14 protein-coding genes are annotated in these 21,209 nt (G+C 68.1%); 7 read left to right on the plus strand and 7 right to left on the minus strand.

What is annotated here, in order from left to right; translation table 11 throughout:
• Positions 1–2: 2 nt before the first annotated feature.
• The 3 genes from H6717_16745 to H6717_16755 all read right to left on the minus strand — a co-directional run bounded on the left by H6717_16745 (position 3) and on the right by H6717_16755 (position 4,258).
• Positions 3–1,076 carry an efflux RND transporter periplasmic adaptor subunit gene (locus H6717_16745; GenBank protein ID MCB9578678.1) on the minus strand — a complete coding sequence of 358 codons (1,074 nt, stop codon included), beginning with the start codon at positions 1,074–1,076 and terminating at the stop codon, positions 3–5.
• Positions 1,073–2,338: a TolC family protein gene (locus H6717_16750; protein MCB9578679.1), complete on the minus strand. Its 1,266-nt coding sequence runs from the start codon at positions 2,336–2,338 to the stop codon at positions 1,073–1,075. The genes H6717_16745 and H6717_16750 overlap by 4 nt, the downstream gene beginning before the upstream one ends.
• Before the next feature lie 258 nt (positions 2,339–2,596).
• Complete coding sequence (locus H6717_16755) at positions 2,597–4,258, minus strand: serine/threonine protein kinase (GenBank protein ID MCB9578680.1); 1,662 nt, start codon at positions 4,256–4,258, stop codon at positions 2,597–2,599.
• A 109-nt stretch (positions 4,259–4,367) separates the two neighbouring features.
• Here H6717_16755 and H6717_16760 point away from each other — a divergent pair, with 109 nt between their 5' ends.
• Positions 4,368–4,895, plus strand: a complete 528-nt coding sequence (locus H6717_16760) for a hypothetical protein (protein MCB9578681.1) — start codon at positions 4,368–4,370, stop codon at positions 4,893–4,895.
• 1 nt (position 4,896) lies between these two features.
• Here H6717_16760 and H6717_16765 read toward each other — a convergent pair whose 3' ends face one another.
• The 3 genes from H6717_16765 to H6717_16775 all read right to left on the minus strand — a co-directional run bounded on the left by H6717_16765 (position 4,897) and on the right by H6717_16775 (position 12,854).
• Positions 4,897–10,233: a hypothetical protein gene (locus tag H6717_16765; protein ID MCB9578682.1), complete on the minus strand. Its 5,337-nt coding sequence runs from the start codon at positions 10,231–10,233 to the stop codon at positions 4,897–4,899.
• Positions 10,233–11,882, minus strand: a complete 1,650-nt coding sequence (locus tag H6717_16770; GenBank protein ID MCB9578683.1) for an ATP-binding protein — start codon at positions 11,880–11,882, stop codon at positions 10,233–10,235. The genes H6717_16765 and H6717_16770 overlap by 1 nt, the downstream gene beginning before the upstream one ends.
• A 66-nt stretch (positions 11,883–11,948) precedes the next feature.
• Positions 11,949–12,854, minus strand: coding sequence for an SDR family oxidoreductase (locus tag H6717_16775; GenBank protein ID MCB9578684.1), 906 nt, complete (start codon positions 12,852–12,854; stop codon positions 11,949–11,951).
• Between the two features lie 156 nt (positions 12,855–13,010).
• On the opposite strand from H6717_16775, the gene H6717_16780 reads away from it, so the two are divergent.
• From H6717_16780 to H6717_16795, 4 genes are all read left to right on the plus strand, one after another.
• Positions 13,011–13,781, plus strand: a complete 771-nt coding sequence (locus H6717_16780; protein ID MCB9578685.1) for a helix-turn-helix transcriptional regulator — start codon at positions 13,011–13,013, stop codon at positions 13,779–13,781.
• Positions 13,782–14,390, plus strand: coding sequence for a sterol desaturase family protein (locus H6717_16785; GenBank protein MCB9578686.1), 609 nt, complete (start codon positions 13,782–13,784; stop codon positions 14,388–14,390).
• A 550-nt stretch (positions 14,391–14,940) separates the two neighbouring features.
• Complete coding sequence (locus H6717_16790) at positions 14,941–16,113, plus strand: hypothetical protein (protein ID MCB9578687.1); 1,173 nt, start codon at positions 14,941–14,943, stop codon at positions 16,111–16,113.
• A gap of 203 nt (positions 16,114–16,316) precedes the next feature.
• Positions 16,317–16,970: a DUF4396 domain-containing protein gene (locus H6717_16795; protein MCB9578688.1), complete on the plus strand. Its 654-nt coding sequence runs from the start codon at positions 16,317–16,319 to the stop codon at positions 16,968–16,970.
• Between the two features lie 4 nt (positions 16,971–16,974).
• Here the strand turns inward: H6717_16795 and H6717_16800 are convergent, their stop codons facing one another.
• The gene (locus H6717_16800; GenBank protein ID MCB9578689.1) at positions 16,975–18,033 is read right to left on the minus strand and encodes a peptidoglycan DD-metalloendopeptidase family protein; all 1,059 of its coding nucleotides are present in this window, start codon (positions 18,031–18,033) and stop codon (positions 16,975–16,977) included.
• A 106-nt stretch (positions 18,034–18,139) separates the two neighbouring features.
• Between H6717_16800 and H6717_16805 the strand changes: the two genes are divergently transcribed.
• Positions 18,140–19,234, plus strand: a complete 1,095-nt coding sequence (locus H6717_16805; protein MCB9578690.1) for a hypothetical protein — start codon at positions 18,140–18,142, stop codon at positions 19,232–19,234.
• A gap of 66 nt (positions 19,235–19,300) precedes the next feature.
• On the plus strand, positions 19,301–21,208 hold the full coding sequence (locus H6717_16810) for a beta-propeller domain-containing protein (protein ID MCB9578691.1): 1,908 nt from the start codon (positions 19,301–19,303) through the stop codon (positions 21,206–21,208).
• Position 21,209 lies beyond the last annotated feature (1 nt).

Consider the following 21,209-nt stretch of genomic DNA (forward strand, 5'->3'; position numbering starts at 1 on the left):
ATTCAGCGATCCGTCACTCGAATGCGGCGCCCCGGGGCGATATCTCGGGCGGGGCCAATGAGCACGCGATCCCCTGGCTCGAGCCCGGTGTCGACCTCGACGCGCTGACCGTCGCGAACGCCCGTCTCAATCTGCACTCGCTCTACCTTGCCCTCGACGACGCGTAAGGCGCTCTCGCCAGCCCCCTCGCGAATCACGGCACTCGCGGGTACGACGACGGCCTGCCGCTCCTTGCTCGCTACGCGTCCCTCGGCGTAGAGCCCGCTGAGCAACTTGCCGTTCGGGTTGGGAAGCGTGGCCAGGATGTCGAGTTGCCGTGTCACCGGGTTCACCGTCGGCGCGATGCGTTGGATCTTGCCGTCGTAGGTCTCGTGCGGGTGGCCTCGCACGCGGAAGCGAACCGGCGTGCCAACGTCGATGTCCGGCAGCGCGTCGGACGGCACGCTCGCTCGCAGCCGCAGGCTGGATGGATCGATGACGGTGACGAGAGGGCTACCTGGGCTCACCACGTCCCCTTCGTGCGCAGGGCGCGCGCTGACGGTCCCGTCGATGGGAGAGCGTACGGTGGTTCGGTCCAACTGCTTCGCGGCCGTTGCACGGCGCGAGCGTGCAGACTCCACCTGCGACTCCGCACTCTTCAGCGCATTCTCCGCGGCGTCGAGGTCTCGGCTCGGCACTGCGCCCGCCGTCAGCAAGCGCCGGGTTCGCTCCAGATCCCGCTGGGCCAAGCGCCGGTTTCGCTCCGCCGCAGTCACCGCCGCCTTCGCGGAAGCGTAGGCTTCGCCAAGGTCGCTGGTCTCGATGCGTACGAGAAGCTGGTGCTTCTTCACCTGCTCGCCCACGTCCACGCGCACGTCGCGAACGGACCCCGAAAGCTCGGAGCGAAGCTCCGCTCGCTCGCGAGGCTCGAGTGAGCCTGACAGCTCGGGTCCGGCCTCCACGGTCGTCTTTTCAGCGGTGGCGAGCACCTCCTTGCCGACCTCCAGCGGGGCTTTTCGCCGTGGCTCCGCCTTGGGTTCTTCCTGACATGCGCCGAGAAGTAGCGCCGTGAGTAACAGCAGGAGAATCCGACTCACGGCGCACCTCTCGCTGCGAGCGGCAATTGTCCGAGCAGTGCCATCCGCACCTTGGCGACACGCAGATCCCGTGCGGCCTGAGCCTGGCTCAGCTTGGCGCGCTCTACCGCCAGGCGCGCGTCGTTCACTTCCAGCTCAGTGGAGACGCCCTCTCGATATCGAAGCGCGGCAATCCGATGGGCCTTCTCCGCTTGCACCAATGCCGCGCTGCTCTTGTCCATGAGCGCCTTGGCGGTGGAAATGTCACTCGATGCCTTCTCCGAATCGTAGCGCGCCGCCTTCTTCGCCTGGCGTAGCTTGGCCCGCGATTGAGCCAACGATTCCTCGGCAGAGCTCACTTGCTTGGAGATGCGAAAGCCCGTGAACAGCGGCACCGTCACCATTACGCCGCCGGTCCAGTTCGTTCGAAAGTCGTCCCAGGTCGGGAATGTGCCTTTCGGATATGCAACACGCCCCCAATCCATCGTCAGATCGACGCTCGGGTAGTGCTCTGCCTGGGCCACATCCACGGCGGCGCGGCTCATTCGGACTTGGGCGCGGGCTTGCCGTACCGACGCACGCTCGAGCGTGGTGCTCTTGCCCGCCGACTCGATCGGCGGCGGCGTCGCGAGGTCGCTCGTGAGCTCAACGGACTTCCAGGTGGGGATGTCGAGCACCTGTTTGAGGTGCAAGAAGGCGAGACGGCGCTCTGCCTTTCGCTGAGTCACCACCGGCTCCTGGGTTTGAACCGCGACGCGTGCTCGCAGCAGATCGAATTCGGACAGACGACCTTCCCGGTAGCCTTCGTCGGTCTGATCTCGGCTCCGCTCGGCTTGAGCCAGCGTTTCCGACGCGATCTTCACTCGCCGGTCTGCCAACAGCGCGTCGTAGTAGGCCTCCGTTGCGCGGAGAACAGCCTGAGCGCGCGCGGACGAGAGCTGAATCGCCGCAGCGCTCCGAGCAGCGTCGGCGCTCCTGCCGGCGGCCAGGGTCCGTCCTCCGCCGAAGACGTTCTGGCGGATGGCAATGCCGAAGCGCCAAGTGTTGTCCCTACCGAATGGAAGGTTCGACAAACCCGCACCGCCGGGCGCGTTGTCGAACAGTCCGTCGTACTCGGACTTGAAGGTGTGTGTGTAGGACGCCGATGCCGTCACCTGTGGGTACCAGCCGCTGTCAGCCTTGGTGGCCTCGGATTTCGCTCGCCGCACGGCATGCGTGGCGATGTCCACTTCCTCGCTCACGGGGGCCGCGCGGCGGATCGCGTCTTCGATGGAGATGCTCACCTCGCGCTCCTGGGCTCGTGCGACGCCCGGGAGCAACACAATCAACGGCACGAGCCAACACACCACACTCCGGACCTCGCACATCTCGGCGCCGTGTCGTGCAACCTCCGTTCCCCAACGGTTCCCGGCGTTTTCTCGCGAGTGCCGTGGCGCCCCGTCCCAAGCGTTGGGACAAATGATCGCGATGGGTTGCGCGCCATGAGGTTCCGCGCCGCACCGACATTTTCATTTGAATGTCGGCTCGGCGCGATACCCGGCTCAGTATGGATTGCCCAGCGGCGTGGGCTCGACGGGCTTCGTCTGTTCTTCGGGCGGCGGGCGCGCGGGCGCGCGGGGCGGGCGCCAGCTCGGAGTGCGTTTCCTGCCGGCGTCGGGCTCGTCGTCAGCAACGGGGAGCGCATTGGGATCGACGACGGGAATGTCCGCCGCGTCGCTCGCGGCGCGGGGCGTGGAGGCGACCGGTGCGGGCGCGCTGGGCGCCGCAATCACCAGGGTCTTGTCGTCCGCACCGGGCGTCACGGGCTCCGGCTCCCCGCCACGCAACACCACGTACACACCGGTAACGGACACCAAGGTGACGACGGCGCCGGCCGCCACCCACACCAGCGGATTCTGCGTCAGCGCGCGGCCGGTGCTGCCCGGCGGAGCCACGCTGGGCCGCGGCTCGGACAGCTCCACGCCGGTACCGTGCGTGGACGTCTGCTCCGCCTCGACGACAGGTCCATAGTTCACCGTCTCCGCAGAGGTCGGCTCCGGAGGCGCGGAAACACGATCCGTCTCGGTGATGGATCCCGAGCTCGGCCGCACGCTGCGGGGACGGGACGGCGGCGGCGGCAAGGTGGGCGGCGGCGGCAGCGCCATGGTCACCGGGCCGTCCGCGCTCACCGGAGGCGGCGGCGCGGGACGAATTCCATGACGATCCGAGTACACCTTGGCGAGCTTTTGCCGCCGCGAGGTGATGACGCCTTCCACCACGGGCGCGACGAACTGGCGGACCTCTCGCACGTCCGCGGCGGTGATGCCCGCCCGGCGCGCTGCGGCGGCCAGTACGTCGGCGAAAACCTCGGCGGACGGGTAGCGCTCGGACTTGGACAGCGTGAGCGCACCGGCGACGGCCTGCTCGATCTCCACCGGCAGCTCCGGCCGTACGTAGCGGAGCGGCGTGGGTGCATCGTTGGCGATCTTGAGCAGGAGCGCTGCGTCGTTGAAGCCTTCGTACAGGCGTTGACCGCAGAACAGCTCCCAGGCAACGACACCGGCTGCCCACACGTCGCAAGTACGGTCGAGCGGCCGTGCGCGCACCTGCTCCGGTGACATGTAGGCGAGCTTGCCCTTCACCAGACCCGTCTGGGTCTTCGACAGCCGACGTGCAGCGGTGGCCACGCCGAAGTCCGTGAGGCGCGTCACGCCATCGATGCCGAGCAGTACGTTGTGCGGGGTCACGTCGCGGTGAACCAGGCGCAGCGGCATGTTGGTGGGGTCGCGAAGCTCGTGCGCCGCGTGCAGCCCCGCAAGCATCTCGTCCAAGATCCGAAGCGAGATCTCGATGGGAATGCGGCTCCCCGTGGCGCTCAGCTTGTGGACGATTCCGGCGAGGGAGTCTCCCTCGATGTAGTCCATGACGACGAACACGCCGTCCTTGCACTCGCCGACGTCGTGAACGCTCACCACGTTCGGATGGTGAATGCGTCCAGCGAAGCGTGCTTCGTCGATCAGCGCGGTCATGAAGCCGGGCTCGTCCCGGAGGTGCTCGTGAGTCAGCTTCACGGCGACCTCGCGTTCGAAGCCTGCGAGCCCCGTGACGCGCGCGAGATACACCGTGGCCATGCCACCGCTCGCGATGGGCATGAGCAGCTCGTAGCGGCCGACGCGCTCCGGGAAGGGCAGCGACGGGTCGTTGTGCGCGTAACGGGCCGTCACTCAGCGAAGCATACGGCCGCGAGGCCCGACATTTCAGCCTGGATTTTTCGGCCGCGCGCAGCGTGCTAGAATTTTGGCCTCGCGCCGCGGCGCGGCATTGTGGGCTTCGATGCACTGGCGCTGGCTGTTCATCACCATCGTGGTCGGAGGTTGTACCTTCGAGCTCGCCCCCTTGGAGGAGAAGAAACCCCCTCCAGCCGGGGGGGGCAGTGGGGGTACGGCCGCCGTGGGCGGGCTGGTGGATGCGGGTTGCACGACCATTGGCTGCAGCAACACCGGGGGCACCCCGAGTGGCGGCACCTCGGGTGGCGGCACCGGCGGCGCGGGTCTGTCGGGAGGCACCGGCGGCGGCACCGGCGGAGCCCCCGCCTTTACGTGCGTGGACGTCAACACCATCCCCGGCGAGTTCCAGGTGAAGTGCTGGGCGCAGGATCAGGCGTCCTGCTCTTGCCTCGGCTGCGACAATACCTACTGCTACGACCCGGCGAACGGCGATCCAGTATCCGACTGCACCTGTCCCTCGTGCTGGAACGAGGCCTACTGCTACGACTACTGCGAGAACGACGGGGTCTGCAATCCGTTCTACGAAGGTTGCGGTTGCCAGGACTGCTGGTACCACCCGTCCTGCAACCCGTGAGTCACAAGGAAGCAAGCAGCTCGAGCAGCGCTCGGCGTTCTTCCTCGTCCGTCACCGGACCCAGCTCCCGGTTGATCTCCGATACGGCCGCCGCGACCAACAACGTGAGCGCCGACGGCTCGCGCTCGGCACGGGGGACGAGCCCCGCGAGGCGAGCGGGATCCAGCGCCACGTGTCCTTCGCGATAGGTGACGGGGCGACGCCCGGAGCCGAGCTCCACCGACTTCGCCGGCGCGCCCGCGAGTGCGAGGCGGGAGAGCTCGGCGAGAACACGATCCGAAAGACCCACGCGCTTGTCGGCGGTCTTCACCCGGCGCGGGAGCATCGCCGCCGGCAGCGGATTGGCACGCGGAGCGGCGGCGCCTCCAAGCTCGTGGACCTTGTCCGGCGCGCGTGCTCGAAGCACGTTTGCGAGGGGATCGTCGTAGGCGAGGATCTTTCCGGAGAAGCGCTCCGGGAACGCCCCCTCCGCGCTGCCCGCGTGCCGCGTGAGCCACACGCCCTCCGCCAACAACTCGGCACGCAAGCGGGCCGCGTCGAAGGGCTGGCCGTCGACGGTCGTGGTCTCCGGCGCGACGTCCGCGCCCAACAGCGCCAAGTCCCAAAGATACTCCATCGGTACCTTGGCCGATTCCGTGAGCTTCATCGCTTGTGCCAACACCGCCGCCCCGAGATCGTCCATCACGACGGCCGGCAGCAGCAGGGAGCCCGTCACTTGCGTCAGGTTCAAAGCCAGTGCGCCGCTCCCTCCGCTGGCGGGTGCCACGAGCAAGCTGCCGGCGACGGGGACCACGCCCTGACGTACCGAGAGGCCCCCCTGCAGCAGGTGCGCCATGCCCGGGACGGCCAGATCCACTCGCGGCGTGCGTGGCCATTCTTTGGGCAGCCACACACGGCCGGTGAGACGAAGGCCCCCCGGCGTGGCCTCGCCATCGAGCCAGGTGCTGACCAATACGTCGCCGCTGGCGGGCAAGAGCTCCCGAAGCAATCGTCGCGCCGCCGTCTCGACGCGGGCCAACACGACTTCCCCGTCCTTCTTGCGCCGCGGCTTCGAGAACCAACGATTGGGCGAGACGCTCGAGTCGTCCACGACGGCGACGATGGGCCAGCCGAGGCTCGACGTGAGACGGCACAAGGGCCGGCGACCCGTCAGCAGCTCGACGCCGGTCTCACCGTCGAAGGCGCTCGGATGCACGAGGCCGACCTCGCCCTGGGTCGTGCCGTCGGAGAACGAGGTCACTCCCATGCAACGCGCGCGCTGCTCGGCCGACAGCGCCACCGTTTCCCGGGGCGCCGCGTGCGCGCGCTCCTCGCCGCGCAGGTCCCCGACCAGCATCGTGTGCACGTCGCGGCTCTCCCGCGACGACAAGAGCGGAACCTCATCGGCCCGGAGCACGACGATGGGGTAGCGGTACTTTCGGGCGGGATAGGGCGGGCCGAGGCTGGTGAAGCGCCAGGGCCCGTCCCCGAGATCGTCCATGGAATGCCACGCGCCACGAATGTCCACGAACACTGGCCACTTTCGCTCGGCCTCGCCCAGCCGTTTGCCGCGCTTCTGGCGGTGGAGCAAATGTCCTCGCAGGTGGTGCCGCACCCACCCCGGAAGCTCGTCGAGTCGATCCGAAATGCTCGCAAGGTACTGGTACGCAGCACGCACCACCGCCTTGAGCACCGTCTTCTGCGCGTCCCGCGAGCTGTCCAAGCGGTCCCAACGCAGCATCAAGCGCATGGGCAGAACGAGCTCTGCGGGGATCGACCTCAGACCGCCATCCAGGGTCATCAGGGTGACCTCGGACTCGGGCCCTTCGACAATCTCTGCTTCGCCTTCCACCACTCGCACGCCGAGCTCCGCCAGCGTACGCCGCAGCAGTGGATGCGCGGGCGCCCCGGGCAACGTGGCCGGCGGGCGTTCTTCCGAAGTCCGGAGCGAGAGTAGCTTGGCCACCGCATCGCTCACGTCTCGGAGGGAGTAGCCGAGGGCGACGAGCAGCTCCTGCCACGCGCTCGAATGCTCCATCGGAAGTGCCAGCACCGGGCGATCGAGATCGGAGTCGCGGCTCGTGCTCGGCCAGCTCGCGACCATGGTGTGGGACAACCAGATCTCCAGGTTCTGGCGCGCGAGGGCGGCGATGGGCGCGCGTTCGCCGCGAATCGTGGGGAAGCCCGGCAGCGACTCCCGAGCAGCAGCAGCTACCTCGCCTTGGGGATCCCGGCGCGAAAGGGCCGCGACCAACGCGACGCTTCGTGCGTCCTCCATCCAGTCGCCGCGCTTCATGAGCACCAGGGCCAGGGCGCGCGCTCCCTTCTCCAACACTCGCCAAAAGGCCTCGATGCCGCCCTCCGTGAGCGACGACAGCATCTCGAAGTGACGCTCTTCCGGCAGCTCCACCCGTGCCGCCACGGGGATCTTGAGATCCACGGCGCGCACCCGCACCACCAACCGCCCTTGATGCGTGACCTCCACCGGGTCTTCCACCGCAACGGACTTGGCGAGGGCCACGGCTCCGCTTCCCGCACCGCTGCGCTGAACCTGGACGACGGGGCTGTCGGGGTCCGCGGCCGGTCCGGGTCGATCCGGAGCGAGGGTGGCTCGAGCAAGAAAGGCTCGGCGACGTTCAGCAGCGAGGGCACGCTGACGCCAGTCCGCAAGCATCGGCTCACCGTCCACGGCGTTGGGGAACACGCGACGAAGGGCCTCTCGTTCCTCGGCCGTCGAGAGCAACACTGGCCGCGCTCCGTCGGTCTCGAAACCCGGAGCAGCCGCCAAGAAGTAGATCGGGCCCCGCGAAGAGATCTCACCCAAGCTCACGCGCTCGGGCTTTCCGTTGGCGCCGACCCGCTCGACGAAGGGCAGCTCCCACAGGCGTTGATGGAGCTCGGCGGTTTGCTGCTCCCAGCGGCCCTTTCTTCCTCGCCGCTCGGCGCTCTCCACGCGAGAGGCGAGCTCCGCGGCGGCGGACAGCAGGAACACGCGAGCCACGGGAGCGAGCGACCCTCGCCCCGCGGCGGTCATCAGCTCCTCGCACAGGGCGGATTCCGCCTCGAGCCACCAGAAGCGCGTGGGGCTGTGTCGAATGCCATCCCACCCTTCGCGGGGCACGCTCTCCATGTCGTCCACCACGCGCAGCGAGGAGCCCAGCCCCCCGTGCTTGGGCAACCGAGCGAGCACCACGCCCGCGTGCATTTCCACCATGCGATTGACGGGGGATGGCGCGATCAGCGCGACGAAGTGGTCTTGCTCGAGCGTTACTGTGGGCGCCCCGCTGAGCTTCAGCTCCTCGAGCTCGTGTCGAAAGACTTCCCGCACGGCGGCACGTCGTTCGTCCTTGGTGACCGCGAAAGCGCGTTCGTAAGGCACCCGCTCGATGTCTCCGCCGAGCAGGCGACAGATGTCGTCGAGCTCGGCTTCCGCCACCTTCAGTACGGGACGCCCGTCCGGCGCCGCACCCTGGGCAGCGGACGACTCGACCACGAAGCACAGCGCCTGCCGCTTTGCCGCCCAGCGGGCGAGCTGATCCAAGCTCAAGCGCCGACCGGGATCCGTTCCGGACCACACCCGAGCCCGCCACAGCTCGGGAAAGTCGGCCGACGACACTTCCGTTCCGAAGCTCTGCGGCAAGCGCGCGAGGGTCGAGAGGGCCGCGCACAAGACGCGGCGCCCGCGCTCGTCGGCGGCGAGCTCCCGGGCGCGGTGTTCCACGCCCCGAAGGGCTACGAGGATCACGTTGACCGTCGCCTCGGTCAGGTCGTCGCTGCGCTCCACCCCATCGAAGTCGAAGGTGGGACGAAGGCGATCGTCCCAAGCGAATGCTGCATCGACGGGCAGCGGCAGCTGACTCCTGTCGAGCCGCAGATGCTCCAGGGGGCGCTCTTGCAGGAACACGCGGACCACCGACGCGAGGGGCGCCGTCTCGGGGTCACGCACGGCGACGTGTCCCGTGAGCCCGCACTCGTCTGCGATGGCCTCACGGAACAGCTCATCGTCGCTTTCGGGCACCACGGGCCCGCTCGTCTCGTGCCCGAGCCATCGCTGCCATCGCTGGGCGCCCATCTTGGCGCGTTCGAGGATCGCCTCGCCGTCGGCCAGCTCGACACCCGCAAGCGCACTCTCCACCACCCTCCCGCGGAGCCGGAGCACGTCGCCCATCCACATGGCCAGCTCCGGGGGAACCGGGTCTGCTCCGCGGAGCACGAACGCCCGCGGCGCCGTGAGGAACTCGAGGACCGACCGACGGCGACCGGTGGCGTCCTCCAAGAGCTCGAGCTCGAGCAACTTCTCCAGCCGCGGCTCGAGGGAACGCCCGCGCCGGGCCGCGGACGCCAAGGTACACACCACGGCGCCCAAGGCGTCTTCCAAGATCTCGCCCCGTTCCAGCACCTCCACGCCATCGGCGACCTCGCCGCGGCCAGTCACCTCGAATGCCGCCGCCGAGAGCGCCGCGAACAGCGCGGTCGCTCCGGCGTCGGCCAGCTCGTGGACGAAGGCCGAGTCTTCACGCAAGACGGAACGCGATGCGTTCGTCGGTAGCGCCTCGGCGTCCACGTACAGGCGCGCCGGAAGCCCGATCAGCGTATCTGGCTCGAGCTCCAGTGGCCGCCACGTGGAACGAATCAGTTGCACGCCCTGCTCCGAGACGTCCTGAACCGGCGCATTGCCGGCCGGGAGCAGCTCGACGTACGCGCAGCGCACTCCGGCCATGCTGACGGCGGCGCGCACCAGCGTTCGTGGCGGGGCGGGCACGGCATGCTCCATTTCGCAGGGGATGGGCAAGTCGCCGATGCGCTCCGCGAGCGCGCGCACCTCGGGATGCGCGCCGCCGAACAGCGCCCGGCTCACCACACCCAGACCGACGCGCTTGCGCACCTGAATCACCGCGCCGTCGTCGAAGGCGCCCCGAGGCGGCGGCACCCGCGTGACCTGCGGCGGAGGCGGCGGGGCGTCGGGGCTGCCACTGAGCTGCGCGGCGGAGAAACGAACACGCACGTGGCCGCCGGGCTCCGGCAACGTCACATCCACGAAGCGCGGGTCGAGCCCCAGGGCGGCGTTCACGCCGATCGCCAAGAGCCGCATGCGCCGCTCCTCGGCGCTGGCGACGTCCGACAGCAGGTAGTCGAACAGGCGAAGCACGCGACCGACGGGCGGCGTACCGCCCGCCCAAGAGAGAATCACGTCGTCCGCGTCCGTCACCACCCGGAGCGCCGTGGCGCCGCTGGCCACGCCACCGCGGCACAACTCCGAGAGATACGAGTACGGGTCGGCGAGCATGTGCTCGCGCAGCTTGGAAAGCGCCCGGCGCGCGTCGACGCGGATCTTGCCGCGAGCGATGGCCCGGGCCATCAGCCGAGCTCCCGAATACTGGCGTGCAGCAGATGGTCTGCGTCGCGTTCGCTCAGCGCGCCGCCCAGCTCGAGCAACACCAGACGAGCGACCAGCTGCGCGACCTCCGCAGGCTGCGCGTCGTATTTGCGAAGGGCCAAAACCACCGCCGGAGCGTTGGCGTCGAGCCACAGCTCGGGCCCGCCCCGACCGAGGTCGTTGCGAGCGAGGAGCGTCGCGCCGGAAGGCACCGCCAGCGCGCAGCGACCGTCCAGCTCGCCGCACACACGCGCCAAGCGAGCGCGGCGGATGCCGAGGGACGTCGCTGCCAAGATCGCCGCCAGGTGCTGGCACAGCGGCACGTCCGGCAGCGCCTCGAGCAGCACGAGCTCTTGGTGCGCCGGACGACAGCTCCGCGGATTGAGCAGCGCCCGCGGGTCGAAGAAGCTCGCCAGTCGCCTCTCCACTTCGCCGCTCGGCGTCCACACCACTGGGCGTCCCTGCGCCGCCAGCGCCGCGGTGAGCGCGTCGGGTGCCGTCGCCGTGAGCACCGGCTTGCGCCATGGCGTGGCCGCCTCCAGCTCCCGCACCGTCATCGCCGTGGCGCCGCCAACGGCATCCGTGAGGGCGATGGTCACCTCCGCGGCTCCGAGCCCGAACCCTGGCAGCGACGAGGCGGTGAGCAGCGCCAGGTAGCTCGCGCGGTCGCGCTCCCGGGCTGCGACGGCGAGGCGCTCCACCAGTCGCTCTCGAAGCGGCCCCCGCGACAGCTGCTTCACCATCTCGAGGACGCGAACCAGCTCGTCGTCGCGCCGCACGTTGTCCCGACTCAGGGTGTGGGACAGCTTTTCGCTCTCCACTTTGAAGCGCACGCCCTCGATGCCGCTGAACAGCTCCGTATCGCTCTCGTACAGGGTGAGTCCACGCTTGTAGAAACCGGAAAAGTGCTCGTGCGCCTCGAGACTCGGCGGCGCCTCCGGAACGCTGCCAGCGCCGACGACGAAGCGCTCGCCCAGAGCCTCGTGGGTCAGCGTCACCAGCGCGGGCAGGCCGAAGGGAACGTCGATACGCTCGGGCTTGCTGTCACCGAAACCGGTCTCGTCGCTGGCGAACAGGGTGATGGGGACGCGGGCGTGCCGGCACCAGCGCGTGAGCGCCGCCCGCGAGGCCTCCACGTGGCGTTGGAACGCTTCCACGTCGAAGGTGTTCTCCAGCGCGACCACGGTGCCGCTACCCTGGCGCGGCTCGACCTCCAGGAGCTCGTAGCTGTGGTCCCGCCCGAGCTCCAGGCGGTAGCAGTGGCCGTCCCTCCAGGTTTCCACCACCACGCGACCGGGGTCCAGGGAGAACACGGAGACGAAACCCACGCCGTACTTGCCGACCTTGCTCTCGTCGCCCTCCTTGGTGGACGAGAACAGCGTGAGCAAGTTGCCCTCGACGACCTCGGGGGTCATTCCACAGCCGTCGTCCGCGAGAGCGGAGCGCACCACGCCGTCGGCGGAACGGTGGAGCGTCACGCGGAGCTCGGTCGCGCCCGCGTCTATCGAGTTCTGAACGAGCTCGCGCCAGAACGCGTACGGGTCGGCGAACTGCCGGACCATCTCCGCGACGAATCCCGTCTCCGGCTGAGGTATCGCCTGCTGGGCTTGCTTGTCGCGGTAGGGATCCACGGCGTCCCCTCCATGTGGGAGCGGCGGGGCGACGCTCGAAAGCGTCACCCCCGCCCTCGTCGGCCATCAGCTCATCGCGAACTTCATCGCCGCGCCGGCGGCTTCCATCGCGTTGCCGTAAGGCTTCGCCTTGGAAAGATCGTTGATGGCTGCCCACTGCTCGGCCACGGTTTCCGGCGAGACCTTCTCGACCGCGATGCCGACGCCCTCGCCTTCCACCACGGCGACCCGCGAGAAGTAGCCGCCGCCCACGGCGTACACCTGCGCCGTTTCTGCGAGGCCCTCGGAGCAGAGGTACGCCACCAGCGGAGAAACGTACTCCGGAAGCAGCTTCTCCAGCACGTTCGGCGGCATGATCGTCTCCGTCATGCGGCTCTTGGCGATGGGCGCGATCACGTTGCACTTGATGTCGTACTTCGCGCCTTCGTGCGCGAGCGTCTTGCTGAGACCGACGATGCCGAGCTTCGCTGCGCTGTAGTTGGCCTGGCCGAAGTTGCCGTACAGCCCAGCGGCGCTGGTGGTGTTCACCACGCGGCCGTAGGAGTTCTCGCGCAAGAGCGGCCACGCGGCCTTGCTCACGTTCATGGTTCCGGTGAGGTGAACCGCGAGCACCTTGTCCCAGTCCTCCTGGGTCATCTTCATGAACGACACGTCCCGCAAGATGCCGGCGTTGTTGATCACGATGTCGAGCTTGCCGAAGGCGTCCTTCGCGGTGGCCACGAGCTTGGCGGCGCCCTCCGGAGTGTCCACGCCATCGTAGTTGGCCACGGCCTCGCCACCGGCTGCCTTGATCTCGTCCACCACCTTGTCGGCGGACTTCTTGTCGGAGCCAGAGCCATCCACGGCACCACCGAGGTCGTTCACCACGACCTTCGCGCCGCGTGAGGCGAGCAGCAGCGCGTGGGCGCGACCAAGGCCTCCGCCGGCGCCAGTGACGATTGCGACTCGGTTGTCGAAACGGATGTCCGCCATGAGCAGTCTCCCTGTTTGGAAAAATCTTGGGGTGGAGGCACGCGCCTCGGGGCGACGACGCTACAGCATCTTTCCCGCGGCGTTGACGGGGAGCGGCGGGAAAAAACCACACGAAAATGCCGAAGAAATGCGGAATTGCTTGACGGGCGCTGATTCGTGAATATCGTTCACTTTGTGAATGGCGTTCACGAAACCGGCCGCTCCCGGCGGCGGGCCGCGCGGCGGGCAGAAATCCTCGACGCGGCGGCGGGGCTGCTCGCGAGCGAGGGGCTACCCGCGCTGACCCTGGCCCGCGTGGCCAGCGAGCTCGGCTACGTGGCCGCGGCCCTGTACCGCTACTTCGACTCGAAGGAGGCGCTGCTCGCGGAGCTGCAGCGCCGCACCATCCAGGAGCTGTCGGCGGGCTTCGAGCAGGAACGCAAGGCCGCCGCCCAGGCCTGGCGCGAGCAGGGCTTCAGCAAGCAAGAGGAGCCGCTGGCGGAGCTATGGGCGGGCGTCGGCTTCTACCTCGCCCTGCCGCAGACCGCGCCAGAGCGCTTTCGACTGGTCGGCGTCATGCTCACCGATCCGCGGCCCCTGGTAGACGGCGCCGAAGCGTTGAAGAGCGCGCCGGTGCTCATGGCTTTCCTCGGGGAGGTTCGCTCGCTGCTCGCCGCAGCGGAAGACAGCGGCGCCCTCACCCCCGGCAGCGCGACGGATCGCACCCTCGCTTTGTGGTCCACGCTGCAGGGAGCCGCACAGCTCGACAAGCTCGCGCGCTTCGACAGTGAGTACTTCGATGCCGTGCGCATCGGCAAGTCCGCAGCTCGGGCACTGCTCCTGGGCTTCGGTGCCCGGCCCGAAACTCTCGATCGCCTGGAGCGGAACGTCTCCGCCCCGGCGGCTCTCGCTCGCCGCGGCTCGAAGCCGCGCTCTCGGAGGTCCTGAATGCTCTTCCTATCCCCCACCGCTTTTGCCGCCGGCGCCGCCACTTGGAGCTTCGCGGAGTACGCCCTGCATCGCTTCGCGGGCCACGCCCCCAAGCCGCCCAAGAGCCAAGCGAAACCGCGGCTGTTCGACGGCGACTTCGGCTCCGAGCACCTCGCCCACCACGCCGACACGCGCTACTTCACGCCCACGCCGCGCAAGGTGAAGGCCGCCGCGGTGGCCCTCTCGGTGCTGGGCACCGCCACGTCCCTCGCCTTCGGCCCGCGCCGCGGTCTGTCCTACGTGCTGGGCTTCGGCGTCACCTACGCGAGCTACGAGATCTTGCACCGCCGCACCCACACCCACGCCCCGCGGGGTGCGTTCTCACGCTGGGCCCGACGCCACCACCTCTACCATCACTTCGGCAACCCGAAGCTGAACCACGGCGTCACCAGCCCGGTGTGGGATCTCGTGTTCGGCACGTATCAGGAGCCGGGGAAGATCCGGGTACCGCGCCGCCACGCGCCGGACTGGTTGCTCGACGAAGCTGGCGAAGTCTTGCCCGAGTATCAGCAGGACTATGAGCTCGCCAAAGCGAAACCCCCAGCGCCCGCCGTCCGCGCCGCCTGACGTTTCCTTTTGTTTTCCGCGGCGCGATACCCGTCCCTGACGGGCATCGCGCCGGGCCAACACCCAAAAACCGGACAGCTGTCGGAATGCGATGGCTCATCGGCGGCGTGCTGTTGCTGTGCGTGGCTTGCGGCTCGAGCTCCAACGGCGAGCCCGCGCTTCCTCTAGACCCACTGTTCACCTGGGTTGACCACCATCGGTGCCACTCCGGCGAGAGCGACGGACAGGTGCCGCCGCTGCCGCGCGTCGCTCGATGGCGGACCAAGCGGCCGGAATGTCTGCAACGATGGCGATCCGAGACGAGTGCGAAGCGGACGACAGAATTCGACACCGCGAAGACGATTTCAGTTGACGAGATTTCGGACGCTCCGCGCTCTCACTTCGTCGCTCTCGTTCGCACAGTGCCTGCGCAGCACACGTGCGCCCACTGGGCGCGCGTTCGAAAGCAAATCGCTCTTCGAGCTGTCCGCGTCTGCGAAAGCGTCTCGAGAGGGCGCTGAAGAAGGCGAAATTTCCCATGGTATGCCCGGGGAAACCACGGGGGTTTGTCATGTCATCGTCCAAAGCCATTTCCGTAGAACCGTCTGCCACCGAGCGCACTGCGCTCTCCGCACTTCAAGACCTCTCCAATCGCGATCTCTGGTCCAGCGCGGTCGTGGCCAACGCCGGTCGGCGCAAAGCCACCGCGCACTTGGTCGCCCACCTCGCCGAAATCGACCGGCGCGAGCTCGTGTTCGACGAGGGATACTCGTCCATGTACGACTTCTGCGTGCGTGGCCTCGGGATGAGCGAGGGCACGGCGTATCGGAGCATCGCCGGGGCGCGGGCAGCGCGCTCGTTTCCGGTCGTGCTCACGCTGCTCGCGAGCGGAGATCTGCACCTTTCCGGGCTTTCGCTCTTGGCTCCGCGGCTCACGCAGGAAAATCACAGTGCGCTCCTGGAAGAAGCCGCCGGCAAGACCAGCGCGGGGATTCGCGTCGTGCTCGCGCGCTGGTTCCCCAAGCCGGACGTTCCGGACCAGGTGAAGCCGCTGCGCACTGGCGGAAAAGGTCCGGCGCCGGGCGTGGAGCCGCTCTCGGAAGGGCGCTTCGAGGTACATTTCAGCGCCAGCGAGAGCATGAAAGCGAAGCTCGAGCACGCCCAGAACCTGATGAGCCACGTGAGCCGCGAGCTGGAGGTCGTGGTCGAACGTGCGCTGGATGCGCTGATTCGCGAGCTTTCGAACAAGCGCTGGGGCGTTACGGACAAGCCGCGCCGCTCCCGCGGAACGAAGCCGGGCGAGCCCGGCCGTGCGGCCCGGCGCGAGGTGTACGAACGCGACGGGGCCCAGTGCTGCTTCGTGTCGGAGTCCGGTGTGCGCTGCACGGCGACGGCGTTTCTCCAGTACGACCACATCGAAGCCACCGGCATCGGTGGTGGCGATGGCGCCTCCAATGGTCGGGTGTACTGCAGGAGCCACAATTTGAATGCGGCCAAGAAGACCTTCGGCCGCGAGTACGTCGAAGAGAAGATTCGCCTTCGTCAGCGAAGGCGTTCAGACACCGAGGACGCTGCGGATGCGGAGGCGCGGGAGAAGCAAGACAAGCTCCTCTTGGCGCTGACGAGCCAAGGCTTCAAGAAGGCCGAAGCCACGAAGGCGACGGAGAAGCTCGCTGCCGAAGCCCGCAGCCTCTCGCTGGAAGAGCTGCTCCGTCGTGCACTGGCATTGCTCGTTCCGCGGTAGGCGCGATGCGCGCGGGCTGATTCCGCGCCGAACGGACGCCGGGCCGCAGCTTGTGAGAGAGGACCGACTCAGGTGAGCACTGGGGTTAAGAGCGACCCGGCACGGATTGAGCGTCGCGTAGCCGCTCACCTGAGGCGTTTTGCACCAGTGGTGAGGCCGCCGCACGTCGGAATGGCGGCACGCCAATTGCTGTAGCGATGGGCATGCTGCAGAGCGTTCACGACGCATTGAACCATTGGTCCGTGGTGTTCACCTGGGTCGCCGTCTCGGCGGTGTCCGTGGGGCTGCTGGTCCGAGACGTCCGACGCCAGCCCATCATGCCGATGATGAAATGGGTGTGGGGCCTCACGGTGGCCTACTCGGGGCCGCTCGGCCTCTTGCTCTACTACTCGTCCGGGCGCGAGCAGATCGACCACGACAGCCTTTGGCGGCGTGGCGTGCGCTCCGTCGCGCACTGCTACTCCGGCTGCGGCGCGGGGGAGATCGTCGGGATCTTGGTCGCGGCCGTGGTGCTTGCGGCCGGACAGCTGGGGGTGAGTCTGGTCACCTTCGCGTTCGCCTATTGCTTCGGGCTTGCGCTCACGGTGGTCCCGCTGATGCAAGACGGCGAAGCGTTGCCGAGCGCATTCAAGGACGCCGTGATCAGCGAGAGCGCGTCCATCGTGGTGATGGAAGCCGTGGCCATTGCGGTGGATCAGCTGCTGGCCGGCTCGGCCACGTTTCGCGAGCCCATCTTCTGGGCATCCATGCTCACCTCCCTGACCATCGGCTTGATGGCCGCGTACCCGGTCAACGTGTTGCTCATCCACTACGGCGTGAAGGAGGGCATGGCCGACCCCAGTCAGGCGATGGCCTGACGCATCAGGGCGGCGCTATCTGGTCGCCCTTCTGGAAGCGATAACCCTCGGCTTCCGCGCTGCTTCCCGCACGTTCACGCTCGACCTTGGCGAAGATGGGCTCAACGCCGACGGCAGTGGCGAGGTCAGCGCGATCCTGCATGTGGAAGTGGATGTGTGGCTCGCTGGAGTTGCCGCTGTTGCCGCACAGGCCCAAGACCTGCCCCGCCTTCACCCGGACCTTGGGCTTGACGCGGATGCTCCCCGGCTGGAAGTGCGCATAGACCGAAAACTCGGTGTCGGAGTGCTTCACGATGACTGCGTTGCCGACGGCGGAATACGGGTTCATCACCCCGGGCACGTTCTCGGGCACGCCGTCGATGACGCTGACGACGACGCCATCCGCAGCCGCGAGAACCTTCTTGCCGTAGGCATAGTAGTCCTTGTTCTGCTTGCCGTCCCCCGCGTGGGACTTCCCACTCTCGTCGACGACGACGAGATCTGCCGCACGCTGCTGGTTCTTGTTGGTGATGTGCTTGTTGTCCGTCAGGTTGTCGCCACCCCAGAACACCAGCCACTTGCCCTCGAAGGGCAAGCGCAAGAGCGTCTTGGACTCGGCAACGGGCGCCGGCGGCGGGGCGGCAGGACGAAACCACAGGCCGCCGATCTTGCCCGCATCGTCGAGGGTGAGACTGGCCTCGAGCTTGCCGCTCTCGTGGGTCACCTCGAACTCCGAGGTGGTCCTCGAGCTCTTGGTCAGCGAGAAGCTCTGGAAGGGGGCGAGCTTGGACAGGTCCGTGCAGATCTTCTTGGTCTTGTCGGGGCCCAGCGCCTTCTGCATGTTGTCGTTGAACGACGCATAGATGGCGTCGCACTCGCGCTTCTCGAGGCGGGCGAGCAACTGCTGGAAGCTCGCCACGGCTTTCGGCAGCACGAGCTTCGTCGAGGCTTCCGCGGCCGGCGGAGCGACGGGCTCCACCGCGCTCTCGGAGCTCGGACACTCGGGCACCTTGGTAGCCGGCGCCGCCGCGGAAGCACAGCCACAGGCGAGCAGGACGGGCAGGAGATTGAAGCGCGTTCGCATCGGGGCGACCATGCAAGCCAAGGGCGTTGGGGTCAACGCGCGGTCGCGCTTTTGACTCGGCTCGTCGAACGACGCAAACTCCGCCGGCGACGGCGCGTCGCATCCCATGGCGATCCCCCGATTCACGCGCCGCCAGCTTCAGCTCCTGGCGGGCAGCACGGTAGCTCTGGCGCTTTCGGGATACGGGTACCTGCGCTCGGGACCGGTGCGCGTCCTGGGCCTCGGTCTGGGCGACGCCCGCGTGCCCGAGATTCGAATCGCCGAGCTCGCCGATCCCCTCGACGCTCGGCGGCCTCTCCGAGTGCGCGAGAAGCTCCGGCAGCGACCGAAGGGCCTGTACGCGGCGCCCAACGGAGAGCTCGCGCCGGCTCCTCCCACCGAGGCGCATCGTGCACGCGGCTTCGTGATCACGGAAGCGAGCGGCGAACCATGCGCGCCCAAGGACACCGGCCCGGGTAACTTCACGACCTGGAAGTCCGCCTCCCCCGCGGGGTTCTACAGCCAGCCCAGAGCGGGCGCCGTCGACGCCGACGGCAACTTCGATTTGCTCATCCACTTCCAGGGGCACGACCTGGCCTGGCTTCAGTTCGTGCAGGCCGACGTGCCCATGGTGATGCTCGGAGTACGCAGCGAGCGGGGCATGGGTTGGCGTAGCCAGCTCGGCGGCCCCGATGCCTACCGCCACCTGGTGGAAGCCATGGAACAGACGCTGGGCCGAGCCGAAGGGCGCGAGGTCCACGCCCGCCACGTCGCGCTCGGATCCTGGAGCGGAGGCTACGAAGCCATCTCCACGCTGCTGGAACAGAGCAAGGACGTCGACGCCGACGCCGTGATCCTGCTCGACGGCGTCCACGTCGCGCGGCGAGAGCAGGTGTCGGACTTCCAGCTGCGCCCCTTCGTCGAGCTCGCCAAGCGCGCCCTGGCCGGCGAGGTGTTCGTGTTCGCCACGCACTCGTCGGTAGTGCCGGACGGCTACGCCTCGACGACGGAGAGCACCCATCGCTGGCTCTCGGCGCTGTCGACTCGCGCCATCCAGGTGGAGCGCCGCGATCCACCCGGCATTCCGTTGATTCACGCTTTCAGCCGGGGCTCCCTCCACGTGCGCGGCTACGCCGGCGGTGCCAAGGCCGATCACTGCGCCCAGCTGGGGCTCTACCCGGCGGCGCTGCAAGCGCTCGCTCGCTGGCGCCGCGCGCACTGAAAAGTGCCCCATGGTGAGCCCCTGCTCCAGATCTTCCGGCCCCCTGAAGCGTAGTCTGGGGTGGCCATGACCAAGCTCCTCCGCGCCCTTCTGCTGTGTTTGCTACCGCTTTGCTCCGCCTGCTCTTCCTGCAGCAAGACCAAGGCGGACCCTGGAACGACGGCGAGCAGCAGCTCGAACCACGTCGTCGCCGGCGACGCGCCGCGCACACTCACGGCATTCAAGGACCAGGCGGACCTGGACGCATTCCTCGCGCATCTCCGCGAGCAGCAAAAGGCAGCGCGCCGCCCGCGGGCCGCCGGCGCACAGCCCGCACCATCGCCCGCAGAAGAGCCGGCAGCGGAGGCCGAGGCGAAGTCGGACGAATCGGTCACCAACGTGCAGCACGCCGGCGTCGACGAAGGCGGGATCGTCAAGCTGCACCGCGGGCACCTGGTGGTGTTGCGCCGCGGCCGCCTGTTCACGATTCGGATGGACGACGACACGTTGACTCCCGTCAGTCAGATCGACGCCTTCGGACCGGATATCTCGCCAGGAGGCGCTTGGTACGACGAGATGTTGGTGAGCGACGGCACCATCGTGGTGGTGGGCTACAGCTACCAGCGCGGCGGGACCGAGCTCGGCATCTTCGACATGGCGAGCGACGGCAAGCTCAGCTACCGCGCGACCTACCACCTGCGCTCCAACGACTACTACTCGTCCCGCAACTACGCGAGCCGCTTGGTGGGCAAGAAGCTGATCTTCTACTCGCCGCTCTACCTGCACTTGGACAACAAGCGGGACTCCTTCCCCGCCCTGCGTCGCTGGCACACTGGCGCCACGGCCGCCGATTTCAAGCGCATCGTGACGCCCCAGCGCATCTACCGGCCGTTGATCGAGTCTTCGTTCCTGGCGCTGCACACGGTGACCACCTGCGATCTGGGAACGCCCGAGCTCTCCTGCGCCGCGACCAGCGTCATGGGCCCGGCCGGGCGCGTGTTCTACGTTTCGCCGAGTGCCGTCTACGTCTGGATGACGCACTGGGAACGCGACCCAGAAGGTCGCGCGCCCCGCTCCCTGGTGTATCGCATGCCGCTGGACGGCAGCGCGCCCTCGGCGTTGCGCGTGAAGGGCACCCCCATCGATCAGATGTCGTTCCTGGAAGGGAGTGACGGTTTCCTGAACGTGGTGGTGCGGGCCGATGGCGGCGGCGACACCATGTGGCGTGCGGAGGTGAAGTCCGGCGACATGGCGCTCTTGCGCGTACCGCTCTCATCCTTCGGAGGCGGCGACGCGGAAGCGCCTTCGGAGAGCTACGCGACCTTGCCGCGGCCCCAGGGCTACGCCATGCAAAACCGCTTCGTCGGGGACTACGTGTTGTACGGGACGGGCAGCACCTGGGGACGACCGACCACGCCTAGGGACAGCAGCCTTTACGTCTACCGCTACGCCGGCGGCGGGCCCACGGCGGCGCTGCCGCTACCCCACGGCGTGGATCGCATCGAAGCCGTGGGTCGCGATGCCGTAGCCGTAGGCTCGGACGGCACCGATCTCTACTTCACTCCCGTAGCCCTCGGTGAGACCCCGGCGCTGCGCCCGGCCTACAAGCGGGCCGGGGCCAGCCAGGGAGAAACGCGCAGTCACGGGTTCTTCTACAAATCCCAGAGCGAAGGCCAGGGCCTGCTCGGCCTGCCCATCGTGGGCGCAGGTCGTCCGGGCTACCGCCAGCTGCACGAAGGCTCGGCCTCCGTGTTGTTCTTGAAGAACGTCGGGCTGAGCTTCAGCGAGCTGGGCACGCTGCAGGCGCACGCCGGAGTGGGACAGGACGATGGCTGTCGAGCGTCCTGCGTCGACTGGTACGGCAACGCGCGCCCGCTCTTCTTCAAGAACCGCATCGTAGCGCTGCTCGGCTACGAGCTGGTCGAAGGTAGCCTCGACGGCACGAAGCTGTTCGAAAAGCGACGCACCAGCTTCGCTCCCACCGCCCCGCGCTGAC

Source organism: Polyangiaceae bacterium (assembly GCA_020633235.1).
GTDB lineage: Bacteria > Myxococcota_A > Polyangia > Polyangiales > Polyangiaceae > JACKEA01.